This window comes from Hymenobacter sp. J193, from assembly GCF_024700075.1.
Taxonomy (GTDB): domain Bacteria; phylum Bacteroidota; class Bacteroidia; order Cytophagales; family Hymenobacteraceae; genus Hymenobacter.
The window spans coordinates 15,752-42,453 of sequence record NZ_JAJONE010000004.1 but is presented as its reverse complement, the minus strand read 5'-3'; the positions used below and the strand labels follow the sequence as shown (position 1 = coordinate 42,453).

The window sequence follows — 26,702 nt, the reverse complement described above, 5'->3', positions numbered from 1 at the left end:
GGCGCACCAACTGCTGCTGGCGCAGTCGTTGGCAGGCCAGTTCCAGCAGCACCCGCTCCTGGTCGTGCGCAAGCGCCTGCTCCAGCAGCCACGCTTCCAGCACCGGCGTATCGAGCAGTGGCTGCCAGCGCCGCCAGCCCAGGTGCCCGAGTACCTGTTGAAAGTGTTCGTACACGGTGGCCTCGCGCTGGCCGTAGGCGGAAAATACGCCGGCATCCACAGCCAGTTGTACCGCCACAAAGTCGAGTAGGACGGCGGGCACCTGCGTCCACCAGCGCTCGGGCAAGTGGGCGAACACGCGCAGCACGACCAACTGCACGGCGCACCCGAGCCGGTTGACGTCCCGGCGTTGCCCGCGTAGCAGGTGCTGGTCGGCCTCCGACAGCTGGCCGTGCTGGCGCAACGCGCCTTCCGGCACGGAGGAGGGCAACTGCTGGTAGCGGAGGCGCTCGGCCTCGGAGAGAAAGGTAGCGGGCATGGGGCGGCAAAAAGGTGTCTCGCGAAACGGCCGTTTTAGCGGCCCACCCGCTTCGGCTTTCTGACGAGTCGAAAAGCTACCAAAGATTGTCTCATTTCCTGTTCTCACCAATCAACGGCTCGCTATCTTCGCCCCCATTGACTTCTTGAGAATAATGGCGATGATTTTCGGCTATGCCCGCGTGAGTACCTCCGACCAGCACCTACACCTGCAGACCGATGCCTTGCAGGCCTACGGCTGCGTGGAGGTGGCCCAGGAGAAAGTGTCCTCGGTGAAAGAACGCCCGGCCCTGCAGCACCTGCTGACCCGGCTGCGGCCCGGCGATACGCTCGTGGTCTGGAAACTCGACCGGCTGGGCCGCTCGCTCAAGGACCTGGTCGCGTTGGTGACCGGGTTTCAGGACCAGGGGGTGCACTTCGTCAGCCTGCAGGACCACCTGGACACGACCACGGCCCAGGGCCGGCTCATGTTTAACCTGTTTGCCTCGCTGGCCGAGTTTGAGCGCGACATCATCCGCGAACGAACCAAGGCGGGACTGACGGCGGCCCGCGCCCGCGGCCGGCAGGGCGGCCGGCCCAAGGGGCTGTCGAAGGAGGCCCTCTCCAAAGCCCAGGCGGCGAAGACCCTCTACCTGCAGCAGGACAAGACCGTAGCCGAAATCGGCCAGCTCCTCGGCGTGGGCCGCGCCACCATTTACCGTTACCTCGCCCAGCTTGGGGGTCCCCACGGGGCAGTTACCACCCGTGTCTGGCAATTAATTGCTTCCCCTGGCTCATGGAAGGTGCCGAGGTGCAACTAGCCAGCTGCGCGAGGTATCTGATTCTCTAGAAACTCACTTTTTCCTTATGCTACCGCTTCGTTACCTGCCACTCATTACCCTACTCGGGTTGTTTAGTCTGCCAGGAAAGGCGCAATCGCGGGTCAAAAAGTATGTGCAAGCGCACGTGGCCCCTATTGTTTCCATTCAGCCCGACTACAACGACAACGCGGATTTAGCCGTGGTAGGACAGGCCATCGGCGAGGCCCGCATTGTGATGCTGGGGGAGCAGGACCATGGAGATGGCGCGACCTTCTTGGCCAAAAGTCGGCTGGTGCGCTACCTGCATGAGCAGAAGGCCTTCACGGTACTCGCCTTTGAGGGCGACCTGTTTGCGCTAAATCACGGCTGGGAGCAGGTAGCCACGGCGGCTGACCGGCAGGCAGCCTTTTTGCACACCACTATTCACCCCTACTGGGCTGGCTGCCAGCAATGTGACCATTTGTTGTACGAGTACGTGCCCCATACTACGCGCAGCGCACGTCCCCCTGCGTATCACCGGCTTTGACAATCAACTCTACTCGGACTACAGTCGACAACAGTTTCCAACTTATTTCCACACTTACTTAGTGCACCACCGCTTGCCCTTTCTGCAGACCACCACTTACCGGCATTTCTTTCGGCCCTTTTTAGACACGCTGCTGGTGTCCAGCAATTTCATCACCGGGAAGCTGGATTTGGATAATCCAGATAAGGCACGGGCTATTAAGGCTATTAAGGATAAAAGAGGCAAATTAAGGCGTTTTGAAACGTGTCTGGATACCCTCACGGCGCAATTGCCAGTGACCGACGGCACGCCCGCCGAAGCGTTTAACCGGCTGCTCCTGCGCAATCTTTATGCCCTTGCGCAGGAAAGCGCGGTGTACACGGAGGACCGCACGGCCACCTACAATGTGCGCGATGCCCAGATGGCCGCGAACCTAGACTGGTTAGCCAATACGCAGTTCAAGAACGAAAAAATCATCGTGTGGGCCGCCAGTGCCCACCTAGTGAAAGGCCGGGGGAGCGACTACTTGGTGCAGTCTCGGTTCACCCCCGCTGAGCAAGCGCAACTGCGCGCCGATAACGAGGCGTTGCATCCCATGGGACAGGTATTCATGGACCTCCCGCACAATCGTCAGCAAACGTATATCGTCGGCTTTATCTCTCGTATGGGCAGCAGCCAGCGCACGGTTGCCGCAACGGCTACTGCGCTAAGCCCACCTGTTAAAAACAGTTTGGAAAGCTGGCTACCTGCTAACCTGGCCTATGGCTTCCTGGATTTCCAACCGTTACGGGCGCAACTCGTGGGCCAACCGCCCGAGTATTTTGCCATGCAAGGCATCCGGCACCAAACGCAGTATGCGAATTGGCCCAATTTCTTCGATGGTATTTTCTACGTGCAGACAATGACCCCCTGCACTAAAACAAATTTTACGCCCAGTAAATGAATGCCAACTGCTGAGCTTACCTGGCTTAGCGTAGAATTATGTCCACTTGCTAAAAGAACCCCATGTAGAGCGTCTTCTCCTCGGGATGCGTAAACACCACGCCGGAAACCTGCCCGAGCATTTCCCCCGCAACCGCCATGACGGCGTCGCTGCCGTGCTGGCCCGGCGTCTGGGTCAGCGAAACGCCGTTGAAAGTAGCGCCCTGAATCAGGCGCACATCGGTGAAGCCCTGCGAGCGAATCAGCGCCTGGTCCTGGGCGTGCTGGGTGAAGACGGGCAGGTGCTTGGGCAACTGGGCACTGGCGGCCTCGTCCCAGTGGTCGAAGTGGGTGTGGGTGACCACCACGGCGTCGACCTGCGTGTAGTCCTGCACCGGGCCGGGCAAGCCAACGGTGGGGTTGCTCAGGTGGCTGTTGGGGGTGCCGGGCAGCCCGGGGAAGACGCCCTGGTCGGCGAACATGGGGTCAATGAGAAATTTAACGCCGGCGTAGTCCAGGCGAAGCGTTGAGTGGCGAACCAGTTGAAGCTGCATGAGAAGTGGGGTAAAGTGAAAAATTCAGGACTGTTTGGTCCAGTAAAAGGCAAAAAAAAGAGAGCTACCTGTCCAGACAGGTAAAGAGGAGCTGCTGCGCGTCGTCCAGCTGCTGGCGGCGATAACCCGCCCGGGCCATGACCTGCAAGCCGGGGAAAGCCAACACCAGGAGCCGGGCCAGCTCCCGGGCCGGGCGCGGGCTGGCCACCGAGCCATCCTGCTGGCCACGTTCAATCGCTTGGGTCAATACTTCCTCCATCTGCTGCAAGTCCTCGACCACTCGTTGCCGCACCGCGGGGTCGTGCGGGGCCAGTTCCACCGCTTGGTTGATGCTCATGCAGCCCAGCAAGGGTTCGTTTGAATTGACGTCGGCAAACAGCGAGTGGAAAAAGGTCTCGATGGCCCGGCGGGCGGGCTGCTGCTGCAGCACCCGGTGTGCGTCGCGGGCCCGGGCCTGCCGGTAGGCGTCAAAAGCCGCAAGGAACAAGTCGCGCTTGCCCCCAAAGGTGGCGTAGAGGCTGCTTTTGCTCAGGCCCGTGGCGGCCAGCAAATCGGTCAGGGAAGTCGCCTCGTAGCCCTTGCGCCAGAACGCCCGCATGGCCTGGTGCAGCGCTTCCGTGGTATCAAATTCCTGGGGACGTGACATTAGCTGGTGAGGTGAGCAAAGCGGGCTGGACTGACTTTGGGCCGGCAAGTTACGATTAAGAACCGTTCGGTCCAAAACTTAGTTCCGACAGGCGATTAAGGGAGCAACACGTTGCCGGTTGCGTCTAGCCCGCACAGAAGCCCCCACTCGTTTAACTCGTATGATTGCGATGCCTTTCGGTGAAGGGCAGCTGGCGCAGGAAGCAGGGTCACCACGTTTAACCAAACGCGCGGCTGCGGCCTTGACGTTGCTACAAAGAAAGCGTGCCCTGCTTCCGTTTTGCCTGAAGACTGCACAGTATGGAGGGAACCTAAGCCGCGTGCGGGTATCCCGTATTTGTACGAGACAAGTTGTGGCAAAACCCTGGCCGGCTGATGGTTTAATCTGCTTACTGCTTGCCCAATGCCCTCCGCAAAACCCCTGATTCCCCCGCTCAAGTACGTTGTCGGAATCGACATTGCCAAGAGCTCCTTTGTCGCCTGCTTTGGCCAGGTGGACGGCCACCAGCAGTTGCTCTTTGGCAAGGAAACTACCTTTGAAAACACGCTGGGCGGCTTTGCCAGCCTGCTCAGCTGGGTGGCCCGGCAGCAAGCGGTTGCCGTTCCGCTGTGGTTTGTGGTCGAAGCCACCGGCGTCTACTACGAGGAGCTAGCGTACTTTTTAGCCGATCAGCAGCAGCTACTCAGCGTGCTGTTGCCCAATAAGGTGAAGCATTTTGCCCGCAGCACGGAACTCAAAAGCAAGACCGACCAGCTGGACGCGCGCTTGCTCTGCCGGTTGGGTCTGGAGCGGGCGCTGCCTGCCTGGCAGCCGCCCACGCCGGCGCTGCGGCAGCTGCGGGCCCTGGCCCGCGAGCGGCAGGTGCTGACCAAGCAAGGGGCGCAGCTCAAAGCCCGCGTACATGCTTACCAGCATAGCTACCAGCCCGATAGCCGAACATTGGCACGCCTGGCGGCCCAGCAGCAACTTATCCTGCAGCAGTTGGCAGCGCTGGACCAGGACCTGACGGAACTGCTGGCGGCCGAGCCGGAGCTGGCGCGCAAGTTGACGCAGTTGACGAGCATTCCCGGCATTGGGCTGACGACAGCCATCATCGTGGTAGCCGAAACCAGCGGCTTTGCCCTGGTCGAGAATGAGCGTCAACTCGCTTCCTATGCCGGCCTGGACGTGGTGCAGCGGCAAAGCGGCCTCTCGGCGCATGCCACCCGCATTTCCAAGCGCGGCAACACGCGCCTGCGCACGGCGCTCTATTTGCCCGCGCTCAGCAGCCTGCGCCATAACCCGCGGCAAATCGCCTTTTATGCCCGTTTGCGTACGCGTCACCCCAGCGGCAAGCCGGGCGTCATTGCTGTCATGCGCAAACTGCTCGTGCTCTGCTACTCGCTCTGGAAAAACGATCAAGCGTATAATCCCGACTATCCCACGGCCCACCAGAGCAGACATGAAATAGCCCCGGCCACAGAAGTGAGCCGAGGCTACACAGGATGAACGCGCACGCCCTCCTTGAGGAAGTCGAAGATAAATAAATGCGGCCTAGCCCTTGCTTGCCATCACAGTATCTTTTGTACCAAACTTTTAACCAAGGCCAAACTCAGCGAGGATGAGCTCATAAAGAGTGGGTACCATGCCAGGGGCTCTGGTTTCGCTGGCGTTCGGCCCTGTCGTCGGGACGCGATGAGACAACAGACTCGGCCACAAGCAGGCAGCAAACGTCAACTACATACTTAAAAGCCGTGCTGTTTTGCCGGAAACCAGCTTTCCGGCAAAATACCAACTGGACGGTTTCGCAGGGGCTATCCTGACGCAAACCATTTCTTAGCGAGTAGGCAAACCATTGAGCAGCAAAATGAGTATTTAGGCTACCTTAAATAAATATTTAGGGCAGCCTAAATATTGTACCTTGCCGGCTCACCCTATCCCTCCTGCTATGGAAACTTTACTCATGCCCCCGGCGCCGCTGCCGGTAACGCCGGCCCCGGTCGCCGCCGAGCCCGGCTGGCGCAAGCCGCGCAACGCGCCTTCGCTGCGCGAAGTGTACGCTTCCATCAAGGTGCCGCCGGCCAGCGCCTCGTTCTGGCGCAAGCTGTTTGCCTTCTGGGGGCCCGGTTTGATGGTGGCCGTGGGCTACATGGACCCCGGCAACTGGGCCACCGACCTGGCCGGCGGCTCGCGCTACGGCTACACCCTGCTGTCTGTGATTTTAATTTCCAACCTGTTCGCCATGCTGCTGCAGCACCTGGCGGCCAAGCTGGGCATCGTCACGGGCCGCGACCTGGCCCAGGCTTGCCGCGACCACTACTCAAGCCCGTAGCCATGGTGCTCTGGGTGCTCTGCGAAATTGCCATCGCCGCCTGCGACCTGGCCGAGGTTATTGGCTCGGCCATTGCCCTGAACCTGCTTTTCGGTCTGCCCCTGAGCTGGGGCGTGGTGCTCACGGTGCTCGACGTGCTGGTGGTGCTCTACTTCCAGAACAAGGGCTTTCGGGTTATTGAGAGCATCGTGGCGGGCCTCATCGTCATCATCTTTGGCTGCTTCGTGTACGAAATCATCGTCTCGAACCCGGACTACATGGCCATGCTCGGCGGGCTGGTGCCCCGCCCCGAAGTGGTGACCAACCCGCAGATGCTTTACATCGCCATCGGCATACTGGGGGCCACCGTGATGCCGCACAACCTGTATCTGCACTCCAGCATCGTGCAAACCCGCCAGATTGAGCAGACCGAGCCCGGCAAGCGCATGGCCATCAAGTTCGCCACCATCGACTCGACGGTGGCCTTGTTTCTGGCCTTCTTCGTGAACGCCGCCATCCTGGTCACGGCCGCCGCGACCTTCCACAAGACGGGCATGTACAACGTGGCCGACATCAACGACGCCCACAAGTTGCTCACGCCGGTGCTCGGGGCAGGCGCGGCCAGCATGCTCTTCGCGGTGGCCCTGCTGGCGGCGGGCCAGAACTCCACGCTCACCGGCACGCTGGCCGGGCAAATTGTGATGGAAGGCTTCCTCAACATCAGGCTCAAGCCCTGGCTGCGGCGCCTGGTTACCCGCAGCATTGCCGTGGTACCGGCCCTGATTGTAACGCTCATTTACGGCGAGAAGGGTACCGGCCAGCTGCTGGTGCTCAGCCAGGTGATTCTGTCTTTGCAGCTCAGTTTTGCCGTGGTGCCGCTGGTGCTCTTCACCAGCAGCCGGGCCAAGATGGGCGTGTTTGCCAACGGCCTGCTGGTCAACGCTACGGCCTGGACCGTGTCGGGCATCATCATCGCCCTGAACGTGTACCTGCTCGTGCAGACTTTTTTCGGCTAGGCTAACGCCTGGCTACTGGTTGGTTTCGCCGGGGCCCTGGTCCCGGGACGCCCTCTCCTTGCCTTTTAGCTCCGGTGTTCTATGCGTGCATTTCGACTTCTCTCCCTGGGCCTGCTGCTGACCGGTGGCCTGTCCGCGCTGGCGCAAGCCCCCACCGGGCTGCCCGCCCCGGACCCCGCCGGCGTGGACACGCTGCGGGCCCGCAAACGGGTTTACACCTTGTTCAAGCCCGTGCCCGGGGCCCTGATGCGGCCGCTGAGCACCGACCGGCCCGACGCCACGGAAAGCGCCTACTCGGTGGACGCGGGCCACTTCCAGCTGGAAACCGACGTGCTGCGCCTGGGCCGCTCCCGCTTAGCGGGGCAGGCGGTTGCGCAACAGGAGCTGGGGTTCAACCACGCCAACCTGAAAATGGGGCTCACCCACAACGTGGACCTGCAGGTAGTGGTCGAGTCCTACACCGTGCAGACGGAGGGCGAGGGCGACACGGGCACCCGGCGGGCGGGCTTCGGCGACGTGACCGTGCGGCTCAAGCGCAACCTGTGGGGCAACGACGGGGGCCCCACGGCCTTTGCCCTGATGCCCTTCGTGAAGCTGCCCACGGGCCGCAGCTGCGGCAACGGCGCCTGGGAGGGCGGCATCGTTACGCCGTTCTCGGTGCAGCTGCCCCACGATTTTACCCTGGGCACGCAGTTTCAGGCCACTTTCAACCGCGACAGCGAAGCCCGGGAGCACTTCCTGGAGCTGGCGCCCACGCTAACGGTGGGCCACGATTTGTACAAGACCCTGGGGGGCTTCGTGGAAATTGCCACCGCCTGGGACACCCGGGGCCGCGCTTGGAGCGCCACGCTCAACGGCGGGCCCGTGCTGCGCCTGGGCGAGAACCTGCAGCTGGACACGGGCATCAACCTGGCCCTGACCAAAGACACGCCCACCACGTACTTTCTCGGATGTAGCTTCCGGCGCTAGCAGTTCATGCCTCTTGCCGGCCCGGCCATGGAAATCTATCACGCCCGCATCACCGACGCCCAGCGCATCCTGACGGCCCTGGACCTGCCCGCGCCGCTGCGCAGCAAGCTGGCCGGGCTGACCCTGCTGGCCCTGGCCGGGGTAGGCCCGGACACGCCGTGGACCGCAGCCAGCGACGAACGCAAGGGCATGGCCCGCGGCATTCGCGACTTCATGCGCACGGCATACGGCTGGCGCGAAGCATCCACCGAGCACTCGTTCCTGCTCATGCGCGAACAGGTGCTGCGGCCGCTGGTGGCCACGGGCCTGGTGTTGCGCAACCCCGACAACCCCACGCTGGCCTGCACCAGTCCCCGGCTGCACTTTGCCCTGACCCCGGCGCTGGTCCCGCTGCTGCGGGCTTTCGGTACTCCGCACTGGGAGAATGCCCTGGTTGTCTTTCAGCAAACGGGGAGTGCGGGCCTGGAGCTTCACCCGAAGGTTAGCCAATCCAACTAATGGGCTGGAGAGGGAACCTTCGCCGGCGATTAGCGGTAAAAGCAGCTCCGGCCCCCGGGAATTGTTACCTTCGCCGCATCATGCGCCTGCTCAGCCTGTTTTTTGCCTGCTACTTCGCGTTGCTCTCCTGCATGACTTGCACGGACGAGGTGACCGTGTGCCAGGACCAGGCCCAATCGACGGTGGCCGCGGCCACGCATTCCGGACTGCAGCACGGACGCGCTGGGCGACTGGTGCTCGCCGCTCTGCCAGTGCCACTGCTGCGGCGGGGTAGTGGTAACGCTAACCAGTGGCGCCCTGGCCATGTACCCCCAGGTGACCGAGTGGGGCAGCAGCCCCCAACACGGCCGGCTGATTGTGGGCGTTCCGACCCGGGACTTCGGGGCCGTGTGGCAGCCGCCCCAGGCCTAACCCTTTCCTCTTTTTCCTGCTGACCACCCTCTCCGGGCGGCCAACTCCCGAGCGGAGTTGACCCGTCGGAGCTTGTCAACGCGTGGCGTTGGCTCCCGGGTGCGTTCCATCCCCGCCGTTCCCGCTTTAGCAGCCGGAACCGCCGGGTCGCAGGGTCTTTTTCGAAAGTGTTAGACCTAACCCCCACAGCAACGGATGTTTGACCGGCTGATTCATTTTTCCATTCACAACAAGCTCATTATCGGAATCCTGACCCTGGCCCTGGTGGCCTGGGGCGGCTATTCCCTGAGCCGGCTGCCGATTGACGCGGTACCCGACATCACCACCAACCAGATTGTCGTCTACACGGTGGCTCCCTCGCTAGCGGCCAGTGACATCGAGCGCCTCGTGTCGTTCCCCGTCGAGCAGAGCCTGGCCACCATCCCCAACCGCGAGGAAGTGCGCTCCTTCTCCCGCTTCGGCCTCTCGGTCGTGACCATCGTCTTCGAGGACGGCGTGGACATCTACTGGGCCCGCCAGCAGGTGGCCGAGCGCCTGCGCGAAGCCGAGAGTCAAATACCAGAGAGCATCGGCCGGCCGGAAATGGCCCCGGTCAGCACCGGCCTGGGCGAGGTGTACCAGTACCTGGTGCGCGCCAAGCCCGGCTTCGAGAAGAAGTACGACGCCCGCGAGCTGCGCACCATTCAGGACTGGATCGTGCGGCGCCAGCTGCTAGGCACGCCCGGCGTGGCCGACGTGGCCAGCTTCGGCGGCCAGCTCAAGCAGTTCGAAATCCGGCTCGACCCCACCCGCCTGCGCTCGCTGGGCGTCACCACCGAGCAGGTGTACCAGGCCGTGTCGCGCAACAACCAGAACGCCGGCGGCGCCTACCTCGACCAGAAGCCCACCGCCTATTTCATTCGCACCGAGGGCCTGGCCGAAAACGCCGCTGACCTGGGCAACATCGTTGTGCGCAATACTGAAGGCGGCCTGCCCGTGCTCGTGCGCGACGTGGCCGACGTGCGCCTGGGCTCGGCCGTGCGCTACGGCGCCATGACTCGTAACGGAGAGGGCGAAGTGACCGGCGGCATCGTGCTCATGCTCAAGGGGGCCAACGCCAACGACGTCATCAAGGATGTGAAAACCCGCATGCTGACGGTGGAGAAGTCCCTGCCCGAGGGCGTGGCCATCGACGTGTACCTGGACCGCTCCGAGCTGGTGGGCCGCGCCATTGGCACGGTGAAAACCAACCTGATTGAGGGCGCCCTGATTGTGCTCTTCGTGCTCATCCTGTTTCTGGGCAACTGGCGCGCCGGCCTGGTCGTGGCCTCGGTCATTCCGCTGGCCATGCTCTTTGCCATCGCCATGATGCGCCTGTTCGGCGTGTCGGGCAACCTGCTCTCGCTCGGGGCCATCGACTTCGGCCTGGTAGTGGACGGCGCCGTCATCATCGTCGAAGCCATCGTGCACCGCCTGCACGGCGGGCAGCTGCGGGTGCCGGGCAACCGTCTTAGCACCGACCAGATGAACGAGGAAACCTACCACGCGGCCAGCAAAATCCGCTCCTCGGCGGCGTTTGGCGAAATCATCATCCTCATCGTGTACCTGCCCCTGCTAGCGTTGGTCGGCATCGAGGGCAAGATGTTCCGGCCCATGGCCCAGACCGTGGCCTTTGCCATCATCGGCGCGTTTATCCTGAGCCTGACCTACGTGCCCATGATGTCGGCGCTGGCCCTGAGCCGCTCGACGGAAGTGAAGCCCAACTTTTCCGACCGCATGATGCGCTGGCTCGAAGCCCGCTACCGCCCGCTGCTGGAATGGGCATTGAGGCGTAAAGCCGTAGTGCTCACCTCCGCGGTGGCGCTGTTCGTGGGCTCCATCCTGTTGTTCCGCACCCTGGGCGGGGAGTTCATCCCGCAGCTCTCGGAAGGCGACTTTGCCATTGAGCTGCGCACCCTCACCGGGTCCTCGCTGAGCTACACCGTGGACCGGAGCCTGCAGGCCGGGGCCATCCTGCAGAAGCAGTTTCCCGAAGTCAAGGAGGTCGTGGCCAAAATCGGCGCGGCCGAGATTCCCACCGACCCCATGCCCGTGGAGGCGGCCGACGTGATGGTGATTCTGGAAAAAGACCAGGACAAGTGGACCTCCGCCAAAACCCAGGAGGAGCTGGCCGGCAAGATGGCCGAGGCGTTGAGCGTGATTCCCGGCGTAACCTTCGGTTTCCAGCAGCCCATTCAGATGCGCTTCAACGAGCTTATCAGCGGCGCCAAGCAGGACGTGGTGCTGAAGATTTACGGCGAGGACCTGCAGCAGCTGGCCTCCTACGCCGAGCGGGCCGCCCGCCTGGTACGCCAGGTCGAAGGGGCTGAGGACGTATACGTGGAGCAGGTCACCGGCTTGCCCCAAATCGTGGTCAAGCTCGACCGCAACCGCCTGGCTCGCTTCGGCCTCAACGCCGAAGACGTGAACCGCACGGTGCAAACCGCCTTTGCAGGCCAGACCGCCGGCCAGCTCTTCGAGCAGGAGCGCCGCTTCGACGTGGTGCTGCGCCTGGCCCCCGAACTGCGCCAGAATATCGGCAACGTGCGTCAGCTGCTGGTGGCCACCCCCGGCGGCGAGCAGATTCCGCTGGAGCAGGTAGCCGCGGTGGACTTGTTGGAAGGCCCCAACCAGATTCAGCGGGATGACGCCAAGCGCCGCATCACCGTGGCCTTCAACGTGCGGGGCCGCGACGTGGAAAGCGTGGTGACCGAGCTGCAGGGCAAAGTGGACCAGCAACTGCAGCTCGCGCCAGGGTACTACACCACCTACGGCGGCCAGTTCGAAAACCTGCGCAAGGCCTCCGAGCGGCTCAGCATCGCTGTGCCGGTAGCCTTGCTGCTGATTTTCGTGCTCTTGTTCTTCACGTTCAAATCGTTCAAGCAGTCCATCCTCATTTTCACGGCCATTCCGCTCTCGGCCATCGGCGGGGTGCTGGCGCTCTGGCTGCGGGGCATGCCCTTCAGCATCTCGGCCGGCGTGGGCTTCATTGCGCTGTTCGGCGTGGCCGTGCTCAACGGCATCGTGCTCATCGGCTACTTCAACCAGCTCAAAGAGGAAGGGCGCACCGACGTGTTTGCCCGCATTCTGGAAGGCACCCAGGTGCGCCTGCGGCCGGTGCTGATGACGGCCACCGTGGCCTCGCTGGGCTTTTTTGCCCATGGCCTTGTCACAGTCGGCGGGGGCCGAAGTGCAACGGCCACTGGCCACCGTCGTCATCGGCGGGCTGGTCACGGCCACGCTGCTGACCCTGCTGGTCTTACCGGTGCTCTACGCCCTGTCCGAGCGCAACAGCAAAGCCAAGGAAGAAGAGCAGCCGCAGCGCACGCCGGCCGTGCCGGTGTCGCTGGTGTTGCTCGTGCTGGGTGGATTGCTGGCCGCCGCGCCCGCCCGGGCGCAGGGTCCACTGACCTCCACCCAGGCCGTGGGTCAAGCCTTGCAGGCCAACGGCACGGTGCAGGGAGCCCAGCGCGCCCTGGAAGCCCAGCAGGCCTTACGCCGTACGGCCTTCGACGTGGGCCGCACCACCATCCTGGGTACCTATGGCCAGGTGAACTCCCCGCTCTCCGACAACGTGCTGAGCATCGGCCAGTCGCTGGCCCTGCCCGGCTACTACCGGGCCCAGGCTGGTTTGAGCCAGGCCCAGATTGGGGGCCGGGAGCAGCAACTGGCCCAGGTGCAGGCTGAACTGCGCCGGCAGGTGCGCCTGAGCTACGAGCGGGCCGTGCACGCCCGGCACCGCCTGCGCACCCTGCGCGGGCAGGACAGCATCTATACCGAGTTTCTGCGCGCGGCCCAGCTGCGCTTCAAAACCGGAGAGGTGGCCCGCCTGGAGCCCGCCAACGCCCTGATTCAACAAGGCGAGACGCAGAACCTATTGGCCCAGGCCCGGGCCGACTACGCCGTGGCCCAGCGCCAGCTGCAGGCCCTACTGCAAACCAACGGGCCCGTCGCCATTGCCGACAGCGTTCTGCGCTTGCTGCCCGCCCCCGGGGGAACCGTGGATACGGCAACGTTAGCAGCCACCCCGCAGGCGCGGGTGCTGCAGCAGCAGATTGCCGAGCGCCGCGCCGAAACCCGGGTGGAGCAAGCCCAAGGGCTGCCCCAGGTGACGGTGGGCTACACCAACCAGTCGCTGCGGGGCACCTACGAGGTGGACGGGCGCGCGCAGACCTACGGCACCGGCGACCGGTTCCAGAGCGTGCAGGCCGGCGTGGCCATCCCACTGCTGCGCGGCCCTCAGAAAGCCCGCGTGCAGGCCGCCAAGCTGCAGGAGCAAGTCGCCACCACCGCTTATCAGCGCTACCAGGCCGAAGCCGCCGCCCAGCTCGATGAGCTGCGCCTGCGCCTGGCGGAGCAGCAGCGCCGGGTGCAGTTCTACGAGCAGACCGGCCTGCCCCAGGCCGCCGTCATCGTGCGCCTGAGCCAGCGGGCCTACAAGGCCGGCGAGACCACTTACTCCGAGCTGCTGCTCAACCTGGAGCGTGCCCTGAGCGTGCGCACGGCCTACCTCGACGCCCTGCTCCAGCACAACCAAACCGCCATCGACCTGGACTACCTGCTCGGCACTGCCGCCCAGTAAAGTCTCATCCACTCTTTGACTTGACCCGATTTCCATGAATAAGATTGCATCCCTACTCCTGCTGCTCAGCCTAACCCTGGCCGGCTGCGGTGCTGACAAGAAAGAAACCGCGGAGGCCGAACCCGCTGCCAAAGGCCAGGAATCCGGTGAAGCCGGTGAAGCCGAAGAAGCTTCCGATATGGTGACCCTCTCCGCGGCCGAACAGCAGGCCGCGGGCCTGAAAACCGCCCGCCTGACCGATCGGCCCATGGGCGCAGGGCTGGCCGTGACCGGCACCCTGGACGTGCCCCCAGAAAGCACCGTCAACATCACGGCCCCACTGGGCGGCTTCGTGGAGAATACGGAGCTGCTGCAGGGGGCCCGCGTGCGCAAGGGCGAGGTGCTGGCCACCATCCGCAACCCCGAGTTCGTGACCCTGCAGCAAGACTACCTCGAAACCCGCGCCCGCCTCGACTACGCCCGCACCGAGCTGGCCCGCCAAAAAGAACTCTACGAGCAGGAAGTAGCCCCCCAGAAAAACTACCAGCGCGCCCAGGCCGATTATCGGGCCCTGCAGGTGCAAACCAACGCCCAGGCGGCCCGGCTGCGGTTGGCCGGCCTACCCGTGGGTGGGCGCATCGTCACCACGGCCAGCCTCCGTGCCCCGCGGGCGGGCTTCGTGCGCACGGTCAACGTCACGGTGGGGCAGGCCGTGACGGCCACCGATGCCCTGTTTGAAATCGTGGACCCTGAGCACCTGCACGTGGAGCTTACCGTCTTCGAGCGCGACGTGGCCCGGGTGCAGAAGAACCAACTCATTCGCTTTACGCTGGCCAGCGACTCCGCCGGCTCGCGCCGCGAGCGCACGGCCCGCGTCTACCTGGTCGGTAAGGCCATTGGCGAGGACCGCACGGTGCGCGTGCACGGCCATTTGGACCAGGAAAACGACCCCGCCCTGCTGCCCGGCCTCTACGTGCGGGCCCTGATTGAAACCGGCCGCACCCAGGCCCCGACCTTGCCCGACGCGGCCCTGGTCCGCTTCGAGGGCAAGAACTACGCCTTTGCCGTGGAAGCCGCCGGCCGCTACCGCCTGGTGCCGGTAACCCTGGGCCGCAGCGAGGACAACTTCACCGAAGTCACCCTGCCCGAAGGAGTGGCGGCCACGACCACCTTCGTCACGGACGGCGCCTACTCGCTGCTGGCCAAGATGAAAAACGCCGAAGAGGAAGAATAGCCGCGCGGCCGGCAAACGCGTTCAATCCACCTTATCCCAACCGATGAGCTACCTGCAGCCCCTGTTCCTGTTTTTTCTCGCCGGCCTCTGCGAAATCGGGGGCGGCTACCTGATGTGGCAGTGGCTCAAAGCGGACCGTCCGGCCTGGGTAGGATTGCTGGGGGCCGGGCTGCTCGTCGCGTACGGCTGGGTGGCCACGTGGCAATCCACTTCTTTCGGCAAGACCTACGCCGTGTACGGCGGCGTGTTCGTCGTCATGTCAATTGCCTGGGCCTGGTACTTCGACGGCTTCCGGCCCGACCGGTTCGATGTGTTGGGCGGGACGGTTATCATGCTCGGCCTGGCCGTTATCCTGTTCTGGCCCCGTTCGTAACTCGTATGTTGGAACTCCTCACCGGTGCTTTGGTGCTCAGCTTGCTGCACGCCGCCATTCCCAACCACTGGGCGCCCGTGCTGGCCGTGGCGCGCGCCGAGGGCTGGCCCCTGCGGCGGGCGGTGGGGGTGACGATGGTGGCCGGGCTGGCCCACGTGCTCAGCACCGTGGGCATCGGGCTGGCCCTGGGGCTGCTCGGCTGGCGCCTTTCGGCCCGCTTCGAGCAGTTTGCCGGTTGGGTGGCGCCGCTGCTGCTCATCGTTATTGGCGTGCTGTACGCCTTTTCCGGGCCCGGCCACACCCACCCCGACCCGCGGCCGGTGCGCCAGCGCACGCCGCGCCGGCGGGTGGTGCTGGGGCTGGCCGCCACCATGTTCCTGGCCCCCTGCCTGGAAATCCAGACCTTCTTTCTGGCCGCCGGCACCCACGGCCCGGCCGCGCTGGCCCTGCTCATGAGCGTGTACCTGCTGGCCTCCGTGTCGGCCATGTGCGCGCTGGTAGCGCTGGCCCACCGCGGCCTGGGCCGCCTCAACGTGGACGGGCTCGCCCAACACGAGCGGCGCCTGACCGGCGCGGTGCTCGTGCTGGTGGGCGTGGCCGGCTTTTTCGTGGACTGGTAGCCCCGGGCTGCCCGCCGCCTTACTCTTACCCCTGACATTCTTATTCCCATGCCTGACCCAACCTCCCCCAACACCGACGAAGAGCTCAACACCGCCAAGCAGGCGAAGCTCGAAAACGTGGGCGCCCTGAGCCGCGACCAGCTCACGCCCGAAGCCGCCGCCGCGCCCGAAGGCCACGACGTGCCCGGCCACGACCACAGCGACCACGAAGGCCACGACCACCCCGCCGGCAAAAAGGTCGTGGACCTGGCCGGCCAGGCTGCCGACGAGCACGCCGGCCACGACCACGCCAGCGGCGACGACCACGACCACGGCCCGGTGGGTGCCAACCCCTACCTGTGGCCCGGCGTGGCCCTGGCCCTGCTGCTGGGCGGCCTGGCCCTGGACTACTACGACGTAACCTGGTTTACTAAATACGTGCGCCTGGCCTGGTACGGGGTGGCCTTTCTGCTTGTGGGCTGGAAGGTGATGAAAGCCGCCGTGCTCAGCATCCCCTCGGGCAACGTGTTCAACGAGTTTCTGCTCATGAGCATCGCCACGCTCGGGGCCTTTGCCATCGGGGAGTACCCGGAGGGCGTGGCCGTGATGCTGTTTTACACCGTGGGCGAGCTGTTTCAGGACGCGGCCGTGAACCGCGCCAAGCGCAGCATCCGGGCCCTGCTCGAAATCCAGGCCACCGAAGTCACCGTCATCCGCAACGGGCAGCCGCTGGTGCTCGACCCCAAGGAGGTAGTAGTCGGCGACACCATCGAGGTGAAGCCGGGCGAAAAAGTGGCCCTGGACGGCACGCTGACCAAGGGCCCGGCTTCTTTCAACACCGCCGCCCTGACCGGGGAGTCCGTGCCCCAGACCAAGCAGGCCGGCGAGGCCGTGCTGGCCGGCATGGTCAACCTGGAGAGCCTGATTCAGGTGGCCGTGACGGCCGGCTATAAGGACACCAAGCTGGCCCGCATTTTGGCCATGGTGCAGGACGCGGTGGGCCGCAAGGCCAAGACCCAGCAGTTCATTACCAAGTTCGCCAAGGTCTACACGCCCATCGTGGTGGCCCTGGCCGTGCTGCTGGTGCTGGTGCCCTACTTCGTGGTGGACGATTACGTGTTCCGCACCTGGCTCTACCGGGCCCTGGTGTTCCTGGTCATCTCCTGCCCCTGCGCGCTGGTCATCAGCATTCCGCTGGGCTACTTCGGCGGCATCGGCGCCGCGTCCAAAGCGGGCATTCTCTTCAAAGGCTCCAACTTCCTGGACGTGATGCGCGAGCTCGACACGGTAGTCATGGACAAGACCGGCACGCTCACCCAGGGTGTATTTGCCGTGCAGCAGGTGCAGCCCGCGCCGGGCCTGGAGTCCGCGCAGCTGCTGCGGCTGGTGGGCGCGCTGGAAACCAAATCCACCCACCCCATCGCCAAGGCCGTGGTGCTGCACGTGGGCGCGGCGGTGCAGGGCGTTTCGGTGGAGAACGTGGAAGAGATTTCCGGCCACGGCATGCGCGGTAAAGTGGACGGCAAAGACGTGCTGGCCGGCAACACCAAGCTGCTGACCAAATTCAGCGTGCCTTATCCTACTGAAGTTGACCAGATTCTGGACAGCATCGTGGTGGCGGCTGTGGATGGCAAGTACGCCGGCTACGTCACCGTGGCCGACTCACCCAAAGAGGACGCCGCCCGCACGGTTCAGGAGCTGCGCGCCGACGGCATCACCAAAATCGTGATGCTCTCCGGCGACAAGGACAGCATCACCCAGCGCGTGGCCAAGGAGCTGGGCATTGACGAGGCCCACGGCGGGCTGCTGCCCGAAGACAAGGCCCGCTACGTGCAGGAATACAAGGACGCGGGCCGCAAGCTGGCCTTCGTGGGCGATGGGGTGAACGATGCCCCCGTGGTAGCGCTGGCCGACGTGGGCATTGCCATGGGCGGCCTGGGCTCCGACGCCACCATCGAAACGGCCGACGTCGTCATTCAGACCGACCACCCCAGCAAGATTGCCACCGCCCGGCGCATTGCCCGCGCCACCCACTCGGTGGTGTGGCAGAACATCTGGCTGGCCTTTATCGTGAAGGGCATCGTGCTCATCCTCGGCGCCGGCGGCCTGGCCACCATGTGGGAAGCCGTGTTTGCCGACGTAGGCGTGGCCTTGCTGGCCATTCTCAACGCCGTGCGCATCCAGCGCATGGACTACGCCACGCCTGGCACGGGCGGTACGCCACCGGCTGCGCCTGCTGCCCCACTGGCCCAGAAAAACCTGTCGGTCGTTGAGTCCATGCCCCGCGAGCTGCGCGAAGGCCCGCACCATCATTCCGGTCCATCAGCATGAGCGGGGCCCACGGCATGAGCGGCAGTGCCGCTTCGCGCAACAAGCGCCAGCTGACCATCGTGTTTTTCCTAACGCTGGCCTACCTGGTGGCCGAAGTCATCGGCGGCTACCTCACTGGCAGCCTGGCCCTGCTGGCCGACGCCGGCCACATGCTCACCGACGTGGCCGGCGTGGGGCTGGCCCTGCTGGCCATCCGTTTCGCCGAAAAGCCGGCCACCCCGGAGAAAACCTACGGCTACTACCGCTTTGAAATCCTGGCGGCCCTCACCAACGCGGTGGTGCTCATCCTGATTTCGCTCTACATTCTCTACGAGGCCTATTTCCGCTTTCTGGACCCGCCCAAGGTCGAAAGCACCTCCATGCTCTGGATTGCCGGGGCGGGGTTAGTAATCAACCTGTACTGCATGTACCTGCTGCGCCAGGGCAAAGACGAGAGCCTGAACATGAAAGGCGCCTACTTCGAGGTACTCTCGGACATGCTCACCTCCATCGGCGTCATCGCGGCGGGCATCATCATGCTCACCACCGGCTGGTACTACGCCGACCCGCTGCTCTCGGCCCTTATCGGCCTGTTCATTCTGCCGCGCACCTGGACCCTGCTCAAGGAGGCCGTGGGCGTGCTGCTGGAAGGCACCCCGGCCGAGGTGAACCTGGAAGCCCTGCGCCAGGGCCTGCTGGCCGAGCCGGGCGTGGCGGCTGTGCACGACCTGCACGCCTGGTCGCTCACCTCGGGCGTCAACGCCCTCAGCGCCCACGTGGTGCTGGCCGAGGGTGCCACCCACGACGACGTGCTGGCCCGCGCCCACGCCTACGTGACCGGTAAGCACGCCGTGCAGCACGCTACCATTCAGGTGGAACGCGGCGACTTCGCCCAACACGAAACTCACCTGTAGAACACTACCACTGCTTTCCCACCCTTCACTCGCTCCAACTCCGCTCATGTCCGCAGCTTCCTACGACGTTCTCATCATCGGCTCCGGCCCCGGCGGCTACATCGCGGCCGTCCGTTGCGGCCAGCTAGGCCTGAAAACGGCCATTATCGAGAAGTACCCCACCCTGGGCGGCACCTGCCTCAACGTGGGATGCATCCCCAGCAAAGCCGTGCTCGAATCCACCGAGCTCTACCAGAAAGCCACCCACCAGTTTGCCGAGCACGGCATCGACGCCGACAACCTGCGCGCCGATTTACCTCGCCTGATGGCGCGCAAGGACCAGATAGTAAGCAAGGTGTGCGACGGCGTGGTGTACCTGATGAAGAAAAACAAGGTGGACGTCATTCAAGGCGTGGCCTCGTTTGTCGACGCTACCACCGTGCAGGTGGCGCCCAGCGACGGGGGCGGTGGGGAAGGGCAGCAGCTGACGGCCAAGAACATTATCATTGCCACCGGCTCCAAACCCAGCACCCTGCCCTTCATCACCCTGGACAAGGAGCGCATCATCACCAGCACCGAGGCGCTGGCGCTGCGTGAGCTGCCGAAGCACCTGATTATCGTGGGCGGCGGCGTTATTGGCCTGGAGCTCGGGTCGGTGTACGCCCGGCTGGGCAGCCAGGTGTCGGTGGTGGAATACACCGACGCCATCATCCCGACCATGGACCGCACCCTGGGCAAGGAGCTGCTGCGTTCCCTTAAAAAGCAGGGGCTGGCGTTTTACCTCTCCCACAAGGTCACGGCCGTGACGCGGGAAGGAGAGACGGTGAAGCTGACAGCTACCCCGGCGGCCGGCGGCGCCGACTTGCAGCTGGCAGGCGACTACTGCTTGGTGTCGGTGGGTCGCCGGCCCTACACCGACGGCCTGAACCTGGCCGCGGCCGGCGTGGAGCTGGACGAGAAGGGCCGCGTAAAAGTCAACGACGAGCTGCAAACCAACGTGCCCGGCATCTGGGCCCTAGGCGATGTGGTGCGCGGGGCCATGCTGGCCCACAAAGCCTCCGACGAGGGCGTGTTCGTGGCCGAGCGCATTGCCGGCCACCAGCCCCACGTCAACTACCTGCTCATTCCGGGGGTGGTCTACACCTGGCCCGAAGTAGCCGGCGTGGGCTACACCGAAGAGCAGCTCAAGGAAAGTGGCACCGCCTACAAGGTGGGCACCTTTCCCTACTCCGCCTCGGGGCGGGCTTTGGCCGGGGCCGATACGGAGGGGCTGGTGAAGGTGCTCACCGCCGCCGGCACCGACGAAATCCTGGGCGTGCACATGATAGGCGCCCGCATCGCCGACATTATTGCCGAAGCCGTAGCCGTGATGAGCTTCCGCGGGTCGGCCGAGGACGTGGGCATCATGTCGCACGCCCACCCCACCTACGCCGAAGCCTTCAAAGAAGCGAGCCTGAACGCGGCGGGCATCGGGGCCTTAAACATGTAACTCCCGCTTGCCATGCCTTCCAACCTGCTTGCCCCATTCCCCGGCACCCTGCTCCGCCGCTTCCAGTGCGACGGGGCGCGTTTGCTCGCGGCCCTGCTCGTGGCCCTGGCCGTGAGCGGCTGCAACTCCGAGCCCACCGACTCAGCGGCCCACGAAGCCGACATACACGACAAGCCCCGGCCTGCTCCGGTCCCGGTCGCGCCTCCGAATCTGGCCGACTCCCTGCAGCTCATGGTCCGCCAGTTGGATGCCGTGCGGCGCATCGGCTGCTGGGACGAAGACTTTGCCAGCCTGATGATTGTGCACCACGCCGGGGCCCAGCGCCTGGCGGCCGTGCAAATCTCGCGGGGCAAGGACTCTACCCTGCGGGCCATGGCCCAGCACGTGGTGAAAAGCCACGAAAAAGACACCCACGTGCTCGCCTTGGCTCTCAAACGCGAGCCGCCCGCCGGGCAGGAGTACCGGCCGGGCAACGCCAAAGACCCGTTCGTGCGCCGCATTGCGGCGGCCTTGGCCCCCCCTGCGCCAGGTGCCGACTCTGCCCGGCAGCCCCGACGCCGACTTTGCCACTCTGATGGAGCTGCACCACCGCAGCGGCGTAGCCCTGGCCCAGGCGGAGCTGGCGTTTGGCCGCAACGCCGAGCTGCGTGATGCGGCCCGGCGCATCGTGCGCGACCAGCAGCAGGAAATCAAGCAATTTCAGCGCTGGCTGAAAAGCAACCCCGCCGGGGTGACCAACTAAACCCGGCCCAAACTGCCTTTCCCTCATTTCCAGCCTTTCCCCAGCTTATCTTCCGGCCATGTTTGCCCCCGCTTTGTCTGTTTTCAAACTCGCCGCGGTCCTGTCGCTCCTAGGACTGCTGCTGAGTGGCTGCGGCCGCAAAACCGACGAGACGCAGGACGCGCACATGGCGCAAGTGCCTTCCACCATGATGCAGGCCCTGCACACGATGGATGAGCACTCCCAGGCTTTGCCCCGCACCGGTAATCTGGACCTGTACTTTGCCCGGCTCATGCGGGAAAACCACCAGGCCGCCGTGTCCATGTCGGCCCTGGAGCTTGAGCACGGGCGAGATGCTACGCTGCGCGCCCTGGCCCGCGACATTCACCGGGCGCACCAGCAGCTGATTCCCGGCCTGGACTCGGCCATTCAGCGCATCCTGGACCAGCCGCCCACCTATCCGGAGCACACCCCGCAGTCCCACGAGCTGGGGGAGCTGCTGGAAGCGGCCACCAAGGGCTTGCACCCGGCGGCGCACCGGCTCATCGCCGGCGACACCAGCCGGACCGCCCCCCCGGCGAAAGTCGAGGAGCAGCGGCAGGACGCCGGCACCGGAGACATCGACCGTGACTACGCGACCTTGTTGATTCCGCACCACGAAAACTCCATCACCCTGGCCCGGGCCGAGCTGGAGTTGGGCCGCGACGAAGGGCTCAAAAAAACAGCTTACCTTATCCTGATTGACCAGCAGCGGGAGATTGACCAGGTTCGGGCGTGGCTCAGGCAGCACCCGGCCAAGGCCCGGTGAGCCTCTTAGCGGGCACAATCAAGAGGGCATGCAACGGAATCCCGCCCAACTGTGTTAGGCCGGCATGTGTGAACACCATAAGCCCGCCCTGAAGCTGCAACGCATGGGCATCTACCTCTTCGTCGGCGTTCTGGTCTTGCTGGGCCAGTTTTACGGGCAATAAGCCCGGGAGCGGCGCGAGCTATACCTAGACGACCAGGCGGCCAGCGTGGCACTGGGTGGGGTGGCAGCGAAAGTTCTCCTGGCAGCGGCTACCCCCTACAGAAGAAGGCTCCTTAAAAAGCCACTCGGATGCTGATGGTGGTCCATCGGTGGGTGCGGGCGCCCGTGAACTCTGGTGAAATCCAGGTCAGGGCCGTTTCCACGCGCACGCCCGCGTAGCCAAGTCCCAGCGTGCCGGTACTCTGCGCCACCGCCCGGCTCACGGCCGACGCCGGCAGCACATAGGGATTGCGGCGATTGAAGAGCCCACCCTGCAGGGTGGCATTGTAGCCTACCAAGCGGCCTTCAACCTGCGCCTGCCCGTAGGCCTGCACCCGTCCGTGCGGGCAACGAGTTGCCCGGCTTGCGACGCCAAGCCCCTCGAACGTGGGCTGGCGCCAGCCCACCCGCAGGGTAGTGCCCGCGGCCGCGTAAGTTTGCAGCGTCCCCAGCGAAGCACTGGCCGAACCGTTGAGTTCGGCCACTCGCCCCAGGGCCAGCAGCTGCTTCTCCAGCCGGGCCTCGCACCCCAGCACCACGTCGGTTTGCACCTGGTAGTCCCAGCCGCGGGGCGTCGGGGCGCCGAGCAGTTCGTGAAACTTGGTTTGGAAGCCTTTGGCGCCCGCTGGCGGACCCAGAATGCCCACGTTTAGGGCTGTGGTCAACCGCAGCCGCCGGCCGGGGTGCGTGGCCACGCGCAGCAGGTCGGCGAAGATGTAGGAGGCGTAGGGCCGGTCCCCAACGCGAATAGAGGGGTCCTGGATGCGCAGGGGCGTAAAGCCGTCGTAGTGCAGGCGGATACCGTGGTGCAGGGTACTACCCGCCGGCACCGGCCCCAGAATCCGGTTCACCGGGGAGCGTTGCAGGCCCGGGCTTACCAGCAGCAACGTCATGCCTTGGGTGTAGTAGTAGTCGGTTCGTAGAAACGCGTCGTTGGCAAAGGAGTATTCAAGCAACCGGTCTTCGCTGACCCGGGTGCTGTCCGTGGGGAGCTGGGCCTGGGCACCCAGTGGCACGAGCCCAAGCACGAATACTACCCCGCAAAGACCACGCATCATGACAAAGGCTTTAAATTAGCAACGATACCTACGCCACAGGCATCCGTTTTGGGTTGCGGGCTCAAGGGAATATCGAGGAAACCTTGCCCGCCATGAGGTGGGCCCAGTCCGGGGTAGGACCACGGAATTTCAGCGGTGCTGCCTTACTTAACAGTTATTTTTGTTACGTAATTCTCTACTTTCCAAAGCCATGCACCCCCTTCGTCTCCCTCCGTCACTGCGGCCTCACTTTCAGCGGGAATTGCAGGCCGCCCGGGTGGCCTACGCCCGGCAGGACGCGGCCGGTGCGTTTCATCATTTGGAGCGGGCCCACGTGCTGGGCCAGCGTTGGGCTATGTCCCACACGCACGTGCACCTGCTTATGCTGCTGCACGGCCTGCGCACCCGAAACCTGCGCGAAATCATAGGGCAATTGCCCCGCATCGTGTTTGGCTTTCTGGGCTCGCTAGTCGGGCAAGTGCCTACGGGCAATACCGGGGGTGCCAACGTCAAAGCCGAGCAGCCCATGCCCGTTCCGGCCGACCTGCAGCATCTGTTGACCCAATACACTTAGCCTAAAGGCATGCGTTAGCGCAAAAGCCCCTTGCGGTTTGTGCCCCATCTAATCAAGGGGCGAATGGTAGTCCATGAAAGCTCTACCTTGCTGACATGAAGCAACTCCTACTTTTTCAGCTGCAGGTACTTGATGCGCCCGTGGGTGTGCAGATGGCCGTGCAGCAGGGGAATGGAGAACTGATTTTGCCGGTGGTGTGGACCCCGGAGCGGCTCGTCTTCGAGGTTTCGTTGACGGTTAGCTTTCCTAAGGGCGAAGTGCAGCCCCGGCTCACCGGACCGGGGGTGCAAGGCCCGGTAAGCGGACGGTTTCTTTACGTGAATGCGGGCACCTCCGCTGGTCAGGTCAATTCGTGCTGGACGCGCCGGGCGAAAGTTCCGTTGCCTACGCTCACGCCCGAGATGCTGGAGCAAACCTTGAGCAGCCCCGGACTTGTCCTGCAGGCTTCCATCCACGGACAAGCCCGGGATGGCGGCCCGGCGTGCGCCAGCGTGCGATTGCTGGGCAACGGCTGGGTTCTTGCGCCGGCGTTTGCCCGCTAGTCCGGGCCGCTTAACCGCAGCAGCCTTTCGGGCCGGCGGTTTGGATGGGCGGGCAGGGCACGGTGCCGTAGGAGCAGTACACGCAGCAGTCGCCGGCCAGGGGCTTAAGCACCGTGTGGCAGCTGGTGCATTCGTAAAACCACTGGCAGGCGTCGGTCGGCATCTGCTCGGCCTGCGCGTGCTGGCACACCGGGCAAGTCAGCACCGAAGTCAGCGTCACGGTGGGCGCGGGGGTAGAAGGCGTTATTGGAATCATGGAAAGGCGCTTAACGGGTGGCGGAAGGATTCAGCACCGAATAACCCGTGCCGTTGATGGTTTTCTCGACCTTGGCTGCCGGGGTTACGGCCGCATTGAAGCGGACCTGGGCAGTGCCCTGCTCGTAGGACACTTGCACACTTTGCACTCCCGGCAGCTGCTGCACGTCGTGCTCGACGTGGCGGGCGCAGGCCTCGCAGGTCATGCCGCCGATGCGGTAGGAACTGGTTTGCAGCACCGGGGCCGCGCTGGTGGCCACCACGGGCTGGGGAGCTGCCGATGGGTAGAACCGCGCTCCGTAGTAGGGAAAGGCCAGCAGCAGCGCGGCCAGCACGGTGATTGTAGCCAGAAAGCCTCGCGACTGCATCAGCGAAGGCTTGGCCGGCACGGGGCAGCCGCAGTCATCGGCTGCCGTGGGCGCGGGTCGCAGGTGCTGAAACCAAGCGAAGCCCAGCACGCCAACGGTCAGGGCAATGAGATAGGGGCGCAACGGTTCCAGCCAGGCAAACGTGCTGGCCACGCCGCCCAGCCCGCCCACAATGGCCAGCAGCGGGGTAATGCAGCACAGCGAAGCGGCGAGGGCGGCCAGCAGGCCCGTGCCGGCCAGGGACTTGGTGGGAGTAGCGGGTGTGGAATTCATCGGGCAGGTGTGAGGGAAGCAGAGGTGGATGCCGGAGTCAGCAGCGGCTGCAGCACGGACAAATGCGCCGCCGACAGCGAGTAAAATACCGTTTGCCCTACTTTGCGGGCCTGTATCACCCCCCCGTCCTTGAGCTTGCGCAGGTGCTGGGAGATGGCCGACACGTTCATCTGCAGCACGTCGGCTAAGTCACACACGCACAGCTGCTGCTTGTCCAGCAGCAGAAACAGCATTTTCAGGCGTACCTCGTTGCCGGCCAGTGCCAACACGGCTGCCAGTGACTGCAGCTCCGGCTCGGCGGCGGCCAAGCGGTGTTTGCTCTGTTCAATGTGGGCAGTATCAGCAAAAACCCGAATGCAAGTAGGTGAGGTCATAACCTGAATTTCAACAAAGGTAGTGTTTTCTTATTTAAGCAAACGCTAAAATACGTCTCCCTTATCGTCCCGCCAATAAGTTTATGCCGGTTAATCTATCGACTGGTTCAGCCCATTATGACATTAACCCAATGGTAGATGGGACGGTACCCCACGTTTATAAAAGCTTTATTGGAAGCGGGATTGGTGATATCTGAGAGCAAACCGCAAACCTCAGCCCTGTGCTGCAACAGCCCGTTGGTCACTGTCCTCAGCAGCAAGGAAGCATACCCTTTATTCCGGTGTTCCGGCAGCGTGTACAAGCTGCCCAGCAGGGGGTTATTAAACTCCTCGGTTTCCATCACCTGCAGCATGCAGCAGACCTCGCCTTGACTTTTGACCACGAACAAGCCATTATTCTCAATTCCGTACAGCACCTGCCCAAACGCCTTGTCCTCATCCCGGGAAGGCTTGTCGGGATATTCGTCCGCATCAAACGCTAGCGTCATTTCAGTCAGCGCATGCACGTCCTCCAAGCTGCCATTTTCAACGCTGGCATTAGGTACATGGCTTTTGCCCAACACTTCATCACATTGGTAGACGAGCCGTTCCTTGAACACCCGCCACTGGCAGTCGTGCCTTTGCAGTAGCTCAACAATCAAGTCGCGCTGCCCTAGAAACTGAAAGTCCTGCTTGCAGTTGCCAACATCTACCTGCGCAGCCAATAAGTCCAGCATCGGGGCCGTCCACCCAAAGCTGAACAGATAATAACTACCCGTGACGTGCAGGGCTATTATTTGGTGGCCGTCTTCGTCCACGATGTTGTAAGCGTTGAAAACGCCTGATTCCTTGCTTCGCAGCCGGGGTAGCAGCTTAAACACGTGGAAGTAGACGTAAAAGTGCGCTTCCAGATGCTTTTGGTTATGGTCCAGGAAGTCTTGAAAGTGCGTAAACGTTAAAAGCTTTGCCATTTGAAAGAGTATGGGTGTTTTGGGCCAGCACGCGT

General features: G+C 63.9%; 25 protein-coding genes and 3 pseudogenes. 20 read left to right on the top strand and 8 right to left on the bottom strand.

Annotated features, from left to right (window positions below; translation table 11 throughout):
- Positions 1-25 precede the first annotated feature (25 nt).
- Positions 26-478 (bottom strand): annotated as a pseudogene (locus LRS06_RS25670) (DUF4158 domain-containing protein); the annotation flags it as partial.
- 154 nt (positions 479-632) lie between these two features.
- Between LRS06_RS25670 and LRS06_RS22735 the strand changes: the two are divergent.
- The 3 genes from LRS06_RS22735 (at position 633) to LRS06_RS22725 (ending at position 2,725) form a co-directional block, all read left to right on the top strand.
- On the top strand, positions 633-1,277 hold the full coding sequence (locus LRS06_RS22735; RefSeq protein ID WP_374679462.1) for a recombinase family protein: 645 nt from the start codon (positions 633-635) through the stop codon (positions 1,275-1,277).
- A 145-nt stretch (positions 1,278-1,422) separates the two neighbouring features.
- Entirely contained in the window at positions 1,423-1,803 is a 381-nt protein-coding gene (locus tag LRS06_RS22730) for a hypothetical protein (protein ID WP_257873644.1), read from the top strand.
- Positions 1,730-2,725 (top strand): erythromycin esterase family protein, encoded by a 996-nt coding sequence (locus LRS06_RS22725; RefSeq protein ID WP_257873643.1) that lies wholly within the window; start codon positions 1,730-1,732, stop codon positions 2,723-2,725. Before LRS06_RS22730 ends, LRS06_RS22725 begins: the two co-directional genes overlap by 74 nt.
- A 49-nt stretch (positions 2,726-2,774) precedes the next feature.
- Here LRS06_RS22725 and LRS06_RS22720 read toward each other — a convergent pair whose 3' ends face one another.
- Together LRS06_RS22720 and LRS06_RS22715 are read right to left on the bottom strand one after the other, a co-directional pair.
- Positions 2,775-3,257, bottom strand: coding sequence for an MBL fold metallo-hydrolase (locus tag LRS06_RS22720; RefSeq protein WP_257873642.1), 483 nt, complete (start codon positions 3,255-3,257; stop codon positions 2,775-2,777).
- Between the two features lie 64 nt (positions 3,258-3,321).
- Complete coding sequence (locus LRS06_RS22715) at positions 3,322-3,903, bottom strand: TetR/AcrR family transcriptional regulator (protein WP_187317302.1); 582 nt, start codon at positions 3,901-3,903, stop codon at positions 3,322-3,324.
- Positions 3,904-4,305: 402 nt separating this feature from the next.
- On the opposite strand from LRS06_RS22715, the gene LRS06_RS22710 reads away from it, so the two are divergent.
- The 15 genes and pseudogenes from LRS06_RS22710 to LRS06_RS22640 all read left to right on the top strand — a co-directional run bounded on the left by LRS06_RS22710 (position 4,306) and on the right by LRS06_RS22640 (position 22,093).
- The gene (locus tag LRS06_RS22710) at positions 4,306-5,391 is read left to right on the top strand and encodes an IS110 family transposase (protein ID WP_257873641.1); all 1,086 of its coding nucleotides are present in this window, start codon (positions 4,306-4,308) and stop codon (positions 5,389-5,391) included.
- 454 nt (positions 5,392-5,845) lie between these two features.
- A pseudogene (locus LRS06_RS22705) lies at positions 5,846-7,209 on the top strand (Nramp family divalent metal transporter).
- Positions 7,210-7,290: 81 nt separating this feature from the next.
- Positions 7,291-8,178, top strand: coding sequence for a transporter (locus tag LRS06_RS22700; RefSeq protein WP_187317304.1), 888 nt, complete (start codon positions 7,291-7,293; stop codon positions 8,176-8,178).
- 6 nt (positions 8,179-8,184) lie between these two features.
- Positions 8,185-8,676 (top strand): hypothetical protein, encoded by a 492-nt coding sequence (locus tag LRS06_RS22695; protein ID WP_257873640.1) that lies wholly within the window; start codon positions 8,185-8,187, stop codon positions 8,674-8,676.
- Between the two features lie 273 nt (positions 8,677-8,949).
- Complete coding sequence (locus LRS06_RS22690) at positions 8,950-9,087, top strand: hypothetical protein (RefSeq protein WP_257873639.1); 138 nt, start codon at positions 8,950-8,952, stop codon at positions 9,085-9,087.
- A gap of 195 nt (positions 9,088-9,282) precedes the next feature.
- A pseudogene (locus LRS06_RS22685) lies at positions 9,283-13,687 on the top strand (CusA/CzcA family heavy metal efflux RND transporter).
- A gap of 34 nt (positions 13,688-13,721) precedes the next feature.
- Positions 13,722-14,900: an efflux RND transporter periplasmic adaptor subunit gene (locus LRS06_RS22680; protein ID WP_187317308.1), complete on the top strand. Its 1,179-nt coding sequence runs from the start codon at positions 13,722-13,724 to the stop codon at positions 14,898-14,900.
- A gap of 43 nt (positions 14,901-14,943) precedes the next feature.
- On the top strand, positions 14,944-15,273 hold the full coding sequence (locus LRS06_RS22675) for a YnfA family protein (protein ID WP_187317309.1): 330 nt from the start codon (positions 14,944-14,946) through the stop codon (positions 15,271-15,273).
- Positions 15,274-15,278: 5 nt separating this feature from the next.
- Positions 15,279-15,893 (top strand): hypothetical protein, encoded by a 615-nt coding sequence (locus tag LRS06_RS22670; RefSeq protein WP_187317310.1) that lies wholly within the window; start codon positions 15,279-15,281, stop codon positions 15,891-15,893.
- 48 nt (positions 15,894-15,941) lie between these two features.
- Positions 15,942-18,203 (top strand): heavy metal translocating P-type ATPase, encoded by a 2,262-nt coding sequence (locus LRS06_RS22665; protein ID WP_187317311.1) that lies wholly within the window; start codon positions 15,942-15,944, stop codon positions 18,201-18,203.
- Positions 18,200-19,096, top strand: a complete 897-nt coding sequence (locus LRS06_RS22660) for a cation diffusion facilitator family transporter (protein WP_187317312.1) — start codon at positions 18,200-18,202, stop codon at positions 19,094-19,096. The genes LRS06_RS22665 and LRS06_RS22660 overlap by 4 nt, the downstream gene beginning before the upstream one ends.
- A gap of 46 nt (positions 19,097-19,142) precedes the next feature.
- A complete protein-coding gene (lpdA, locus tag LRS06_RS22655) occupies positions 19,143-20,564 on the top strand; it encodes a dihydrolipoyl dehydrogenase (RefSeq protein WP_187317313.1) in 1,422 nt (473 codons plus the stop codon).
- Between the two features lie 12 nt (positions 20,565-20,576).
- Entirely contained in the window at positions 20,577-21,215 is a 639-nt protein-coding gene (locus tag LRS06_RS22650) for a DUF305 domain-containing protein (protein WP_257873638.1), read from the top strand.
- Positions 21,139-21,306, top strand: coding sequence for a DUF305 domain-containing protein (locus LRS06_RS22645; RefSeq protein WP_257873637.1), 168 nt, complete (start codon positions 21,139-21,141; stop codon positions 21,304-21,306). Before LRS06_RS22650 ends, LRS06_RS22645 begins: the two co-directional genes overlap by 77 nt.
- Before the next feature lie 58 nt (positions 21,307-21,364).
- The gene (locus LRS06_RS22640) at positions 21,365-22,093 is read left to right on the top strand and encodes a DUF305 domain-containing protein (RefSeq protein WP_187317315.1); all 729 of its coding nucleotides are present in this window, start codon (positions 21,365-21,367) and stop codon (positions 22,091-22,093) included.
- 275 nt (positions 22,094-22,368) lie between these two features.
- Here the strand turns inward: LRS06_RS22640 and LRS06_RS22635 are convergent, their stop codons facing one another.
- Positions 22,369-23,352 (bottom strand): lipid A deacylase LpxR family protein, encoded by a 984-nt coding sequence (locus tag LRS06_RS22635; protein ID WP_187317316.1) that lies wholly within the window; start codon positions 23,350-23,352, stop codon positions 22,369-22,371.
- Between the two features lie 190 nt (positions 23,353-23,542).
- Here LRS06_RS22635 and LRS06_RS22630 point away from each other — a divergent pair, with 190 nt between their 5' ends.
- Positions 23,543-23,905: a DUF3703 domain-containing protein gene (locus tag LRS06_RS22630; protein WP_187317317.1), complete on the top strand. Its 363-nt coding sequence runs from the start codon at positions 23,543-23,545 to the stop codon at positions 23,903-23,905.
- A 95-nt stretch (positions 23,906-24,000) separates the two neighbouring features.
- On the top strand, positions 24,001-24,447 hold the full coding sequence (locus LRS06_RS22625; protein WP_187317318.1) for a DUF5990 family protein: 447 nt from the start codon (positions 24,001-24,003) through the stop codon (positions 24,445-24,447).
- Positions 24,448-24,457: 10 nt separating this feature from the next.
- On the opposite strand, the gene LRS06_RS22620 is transcribed toward LRS06_RS22625, so the two are convergent.
- The 4 genes from LRS06_RS22620 to LRS06_RS22605 all read right to left on the bottom strand — a co-directional run bounded on the left by LRS06_RS22620 (position 24,458) and on the right by LRS06_RS22605 (position 26,667).
- A complete protein-coding gene (locus LRS06_RS22620) occupies positions 24,458-24,703 on the bottom strand; it encodes a GDCCVxC domain-containing (seleno)protein (protein WP_187317319.1) in 246 nt (81 codons plus the stop codon).
- 10 nt (positions 24,704-24,713) lie between these two features.
- Positions 24,714-25,343: a mercuric transport protein MerTP gene (gene merTP, locus LRS06_RS22615; protein ID WP_187317320.1), complete on the bottom strand. Its 630-nt coding sequence runs from the start codon at positions 25,341-25,343 to the stop codon at positions 24,714-24,716.
- Positions 25,340-25,717 (bottom strand): helix-turn-helix transcriptional regulator, encoded by a 378-nt coding sequence (locus tag LRS06_RS22610; protein WP_187317321.1) that lies wholly within the window; start codon positions 25,715-25,717, stop codon positions 25,340-25,342. The genes merTP and LRS06_RS22610 overlap by 4 nt, the downstream gene beginning before the upstream one ends.
- Positions 25,718-25,824: 107 nt before the next feature.
- Positions 25,825-26,667, bottom strand: a complete 843-nt coding sequence (locus tag LRS06_RS22605; RefSeq protein ID WP_187317322.1) for a GNAT family N-acetyltransferase — start codon at positions 26,665-26,667, stop codon at positions 25,825-25,827.
- Between the last annotated feature and the right edge of the window lie 35 nt (positions 26,668-26,702).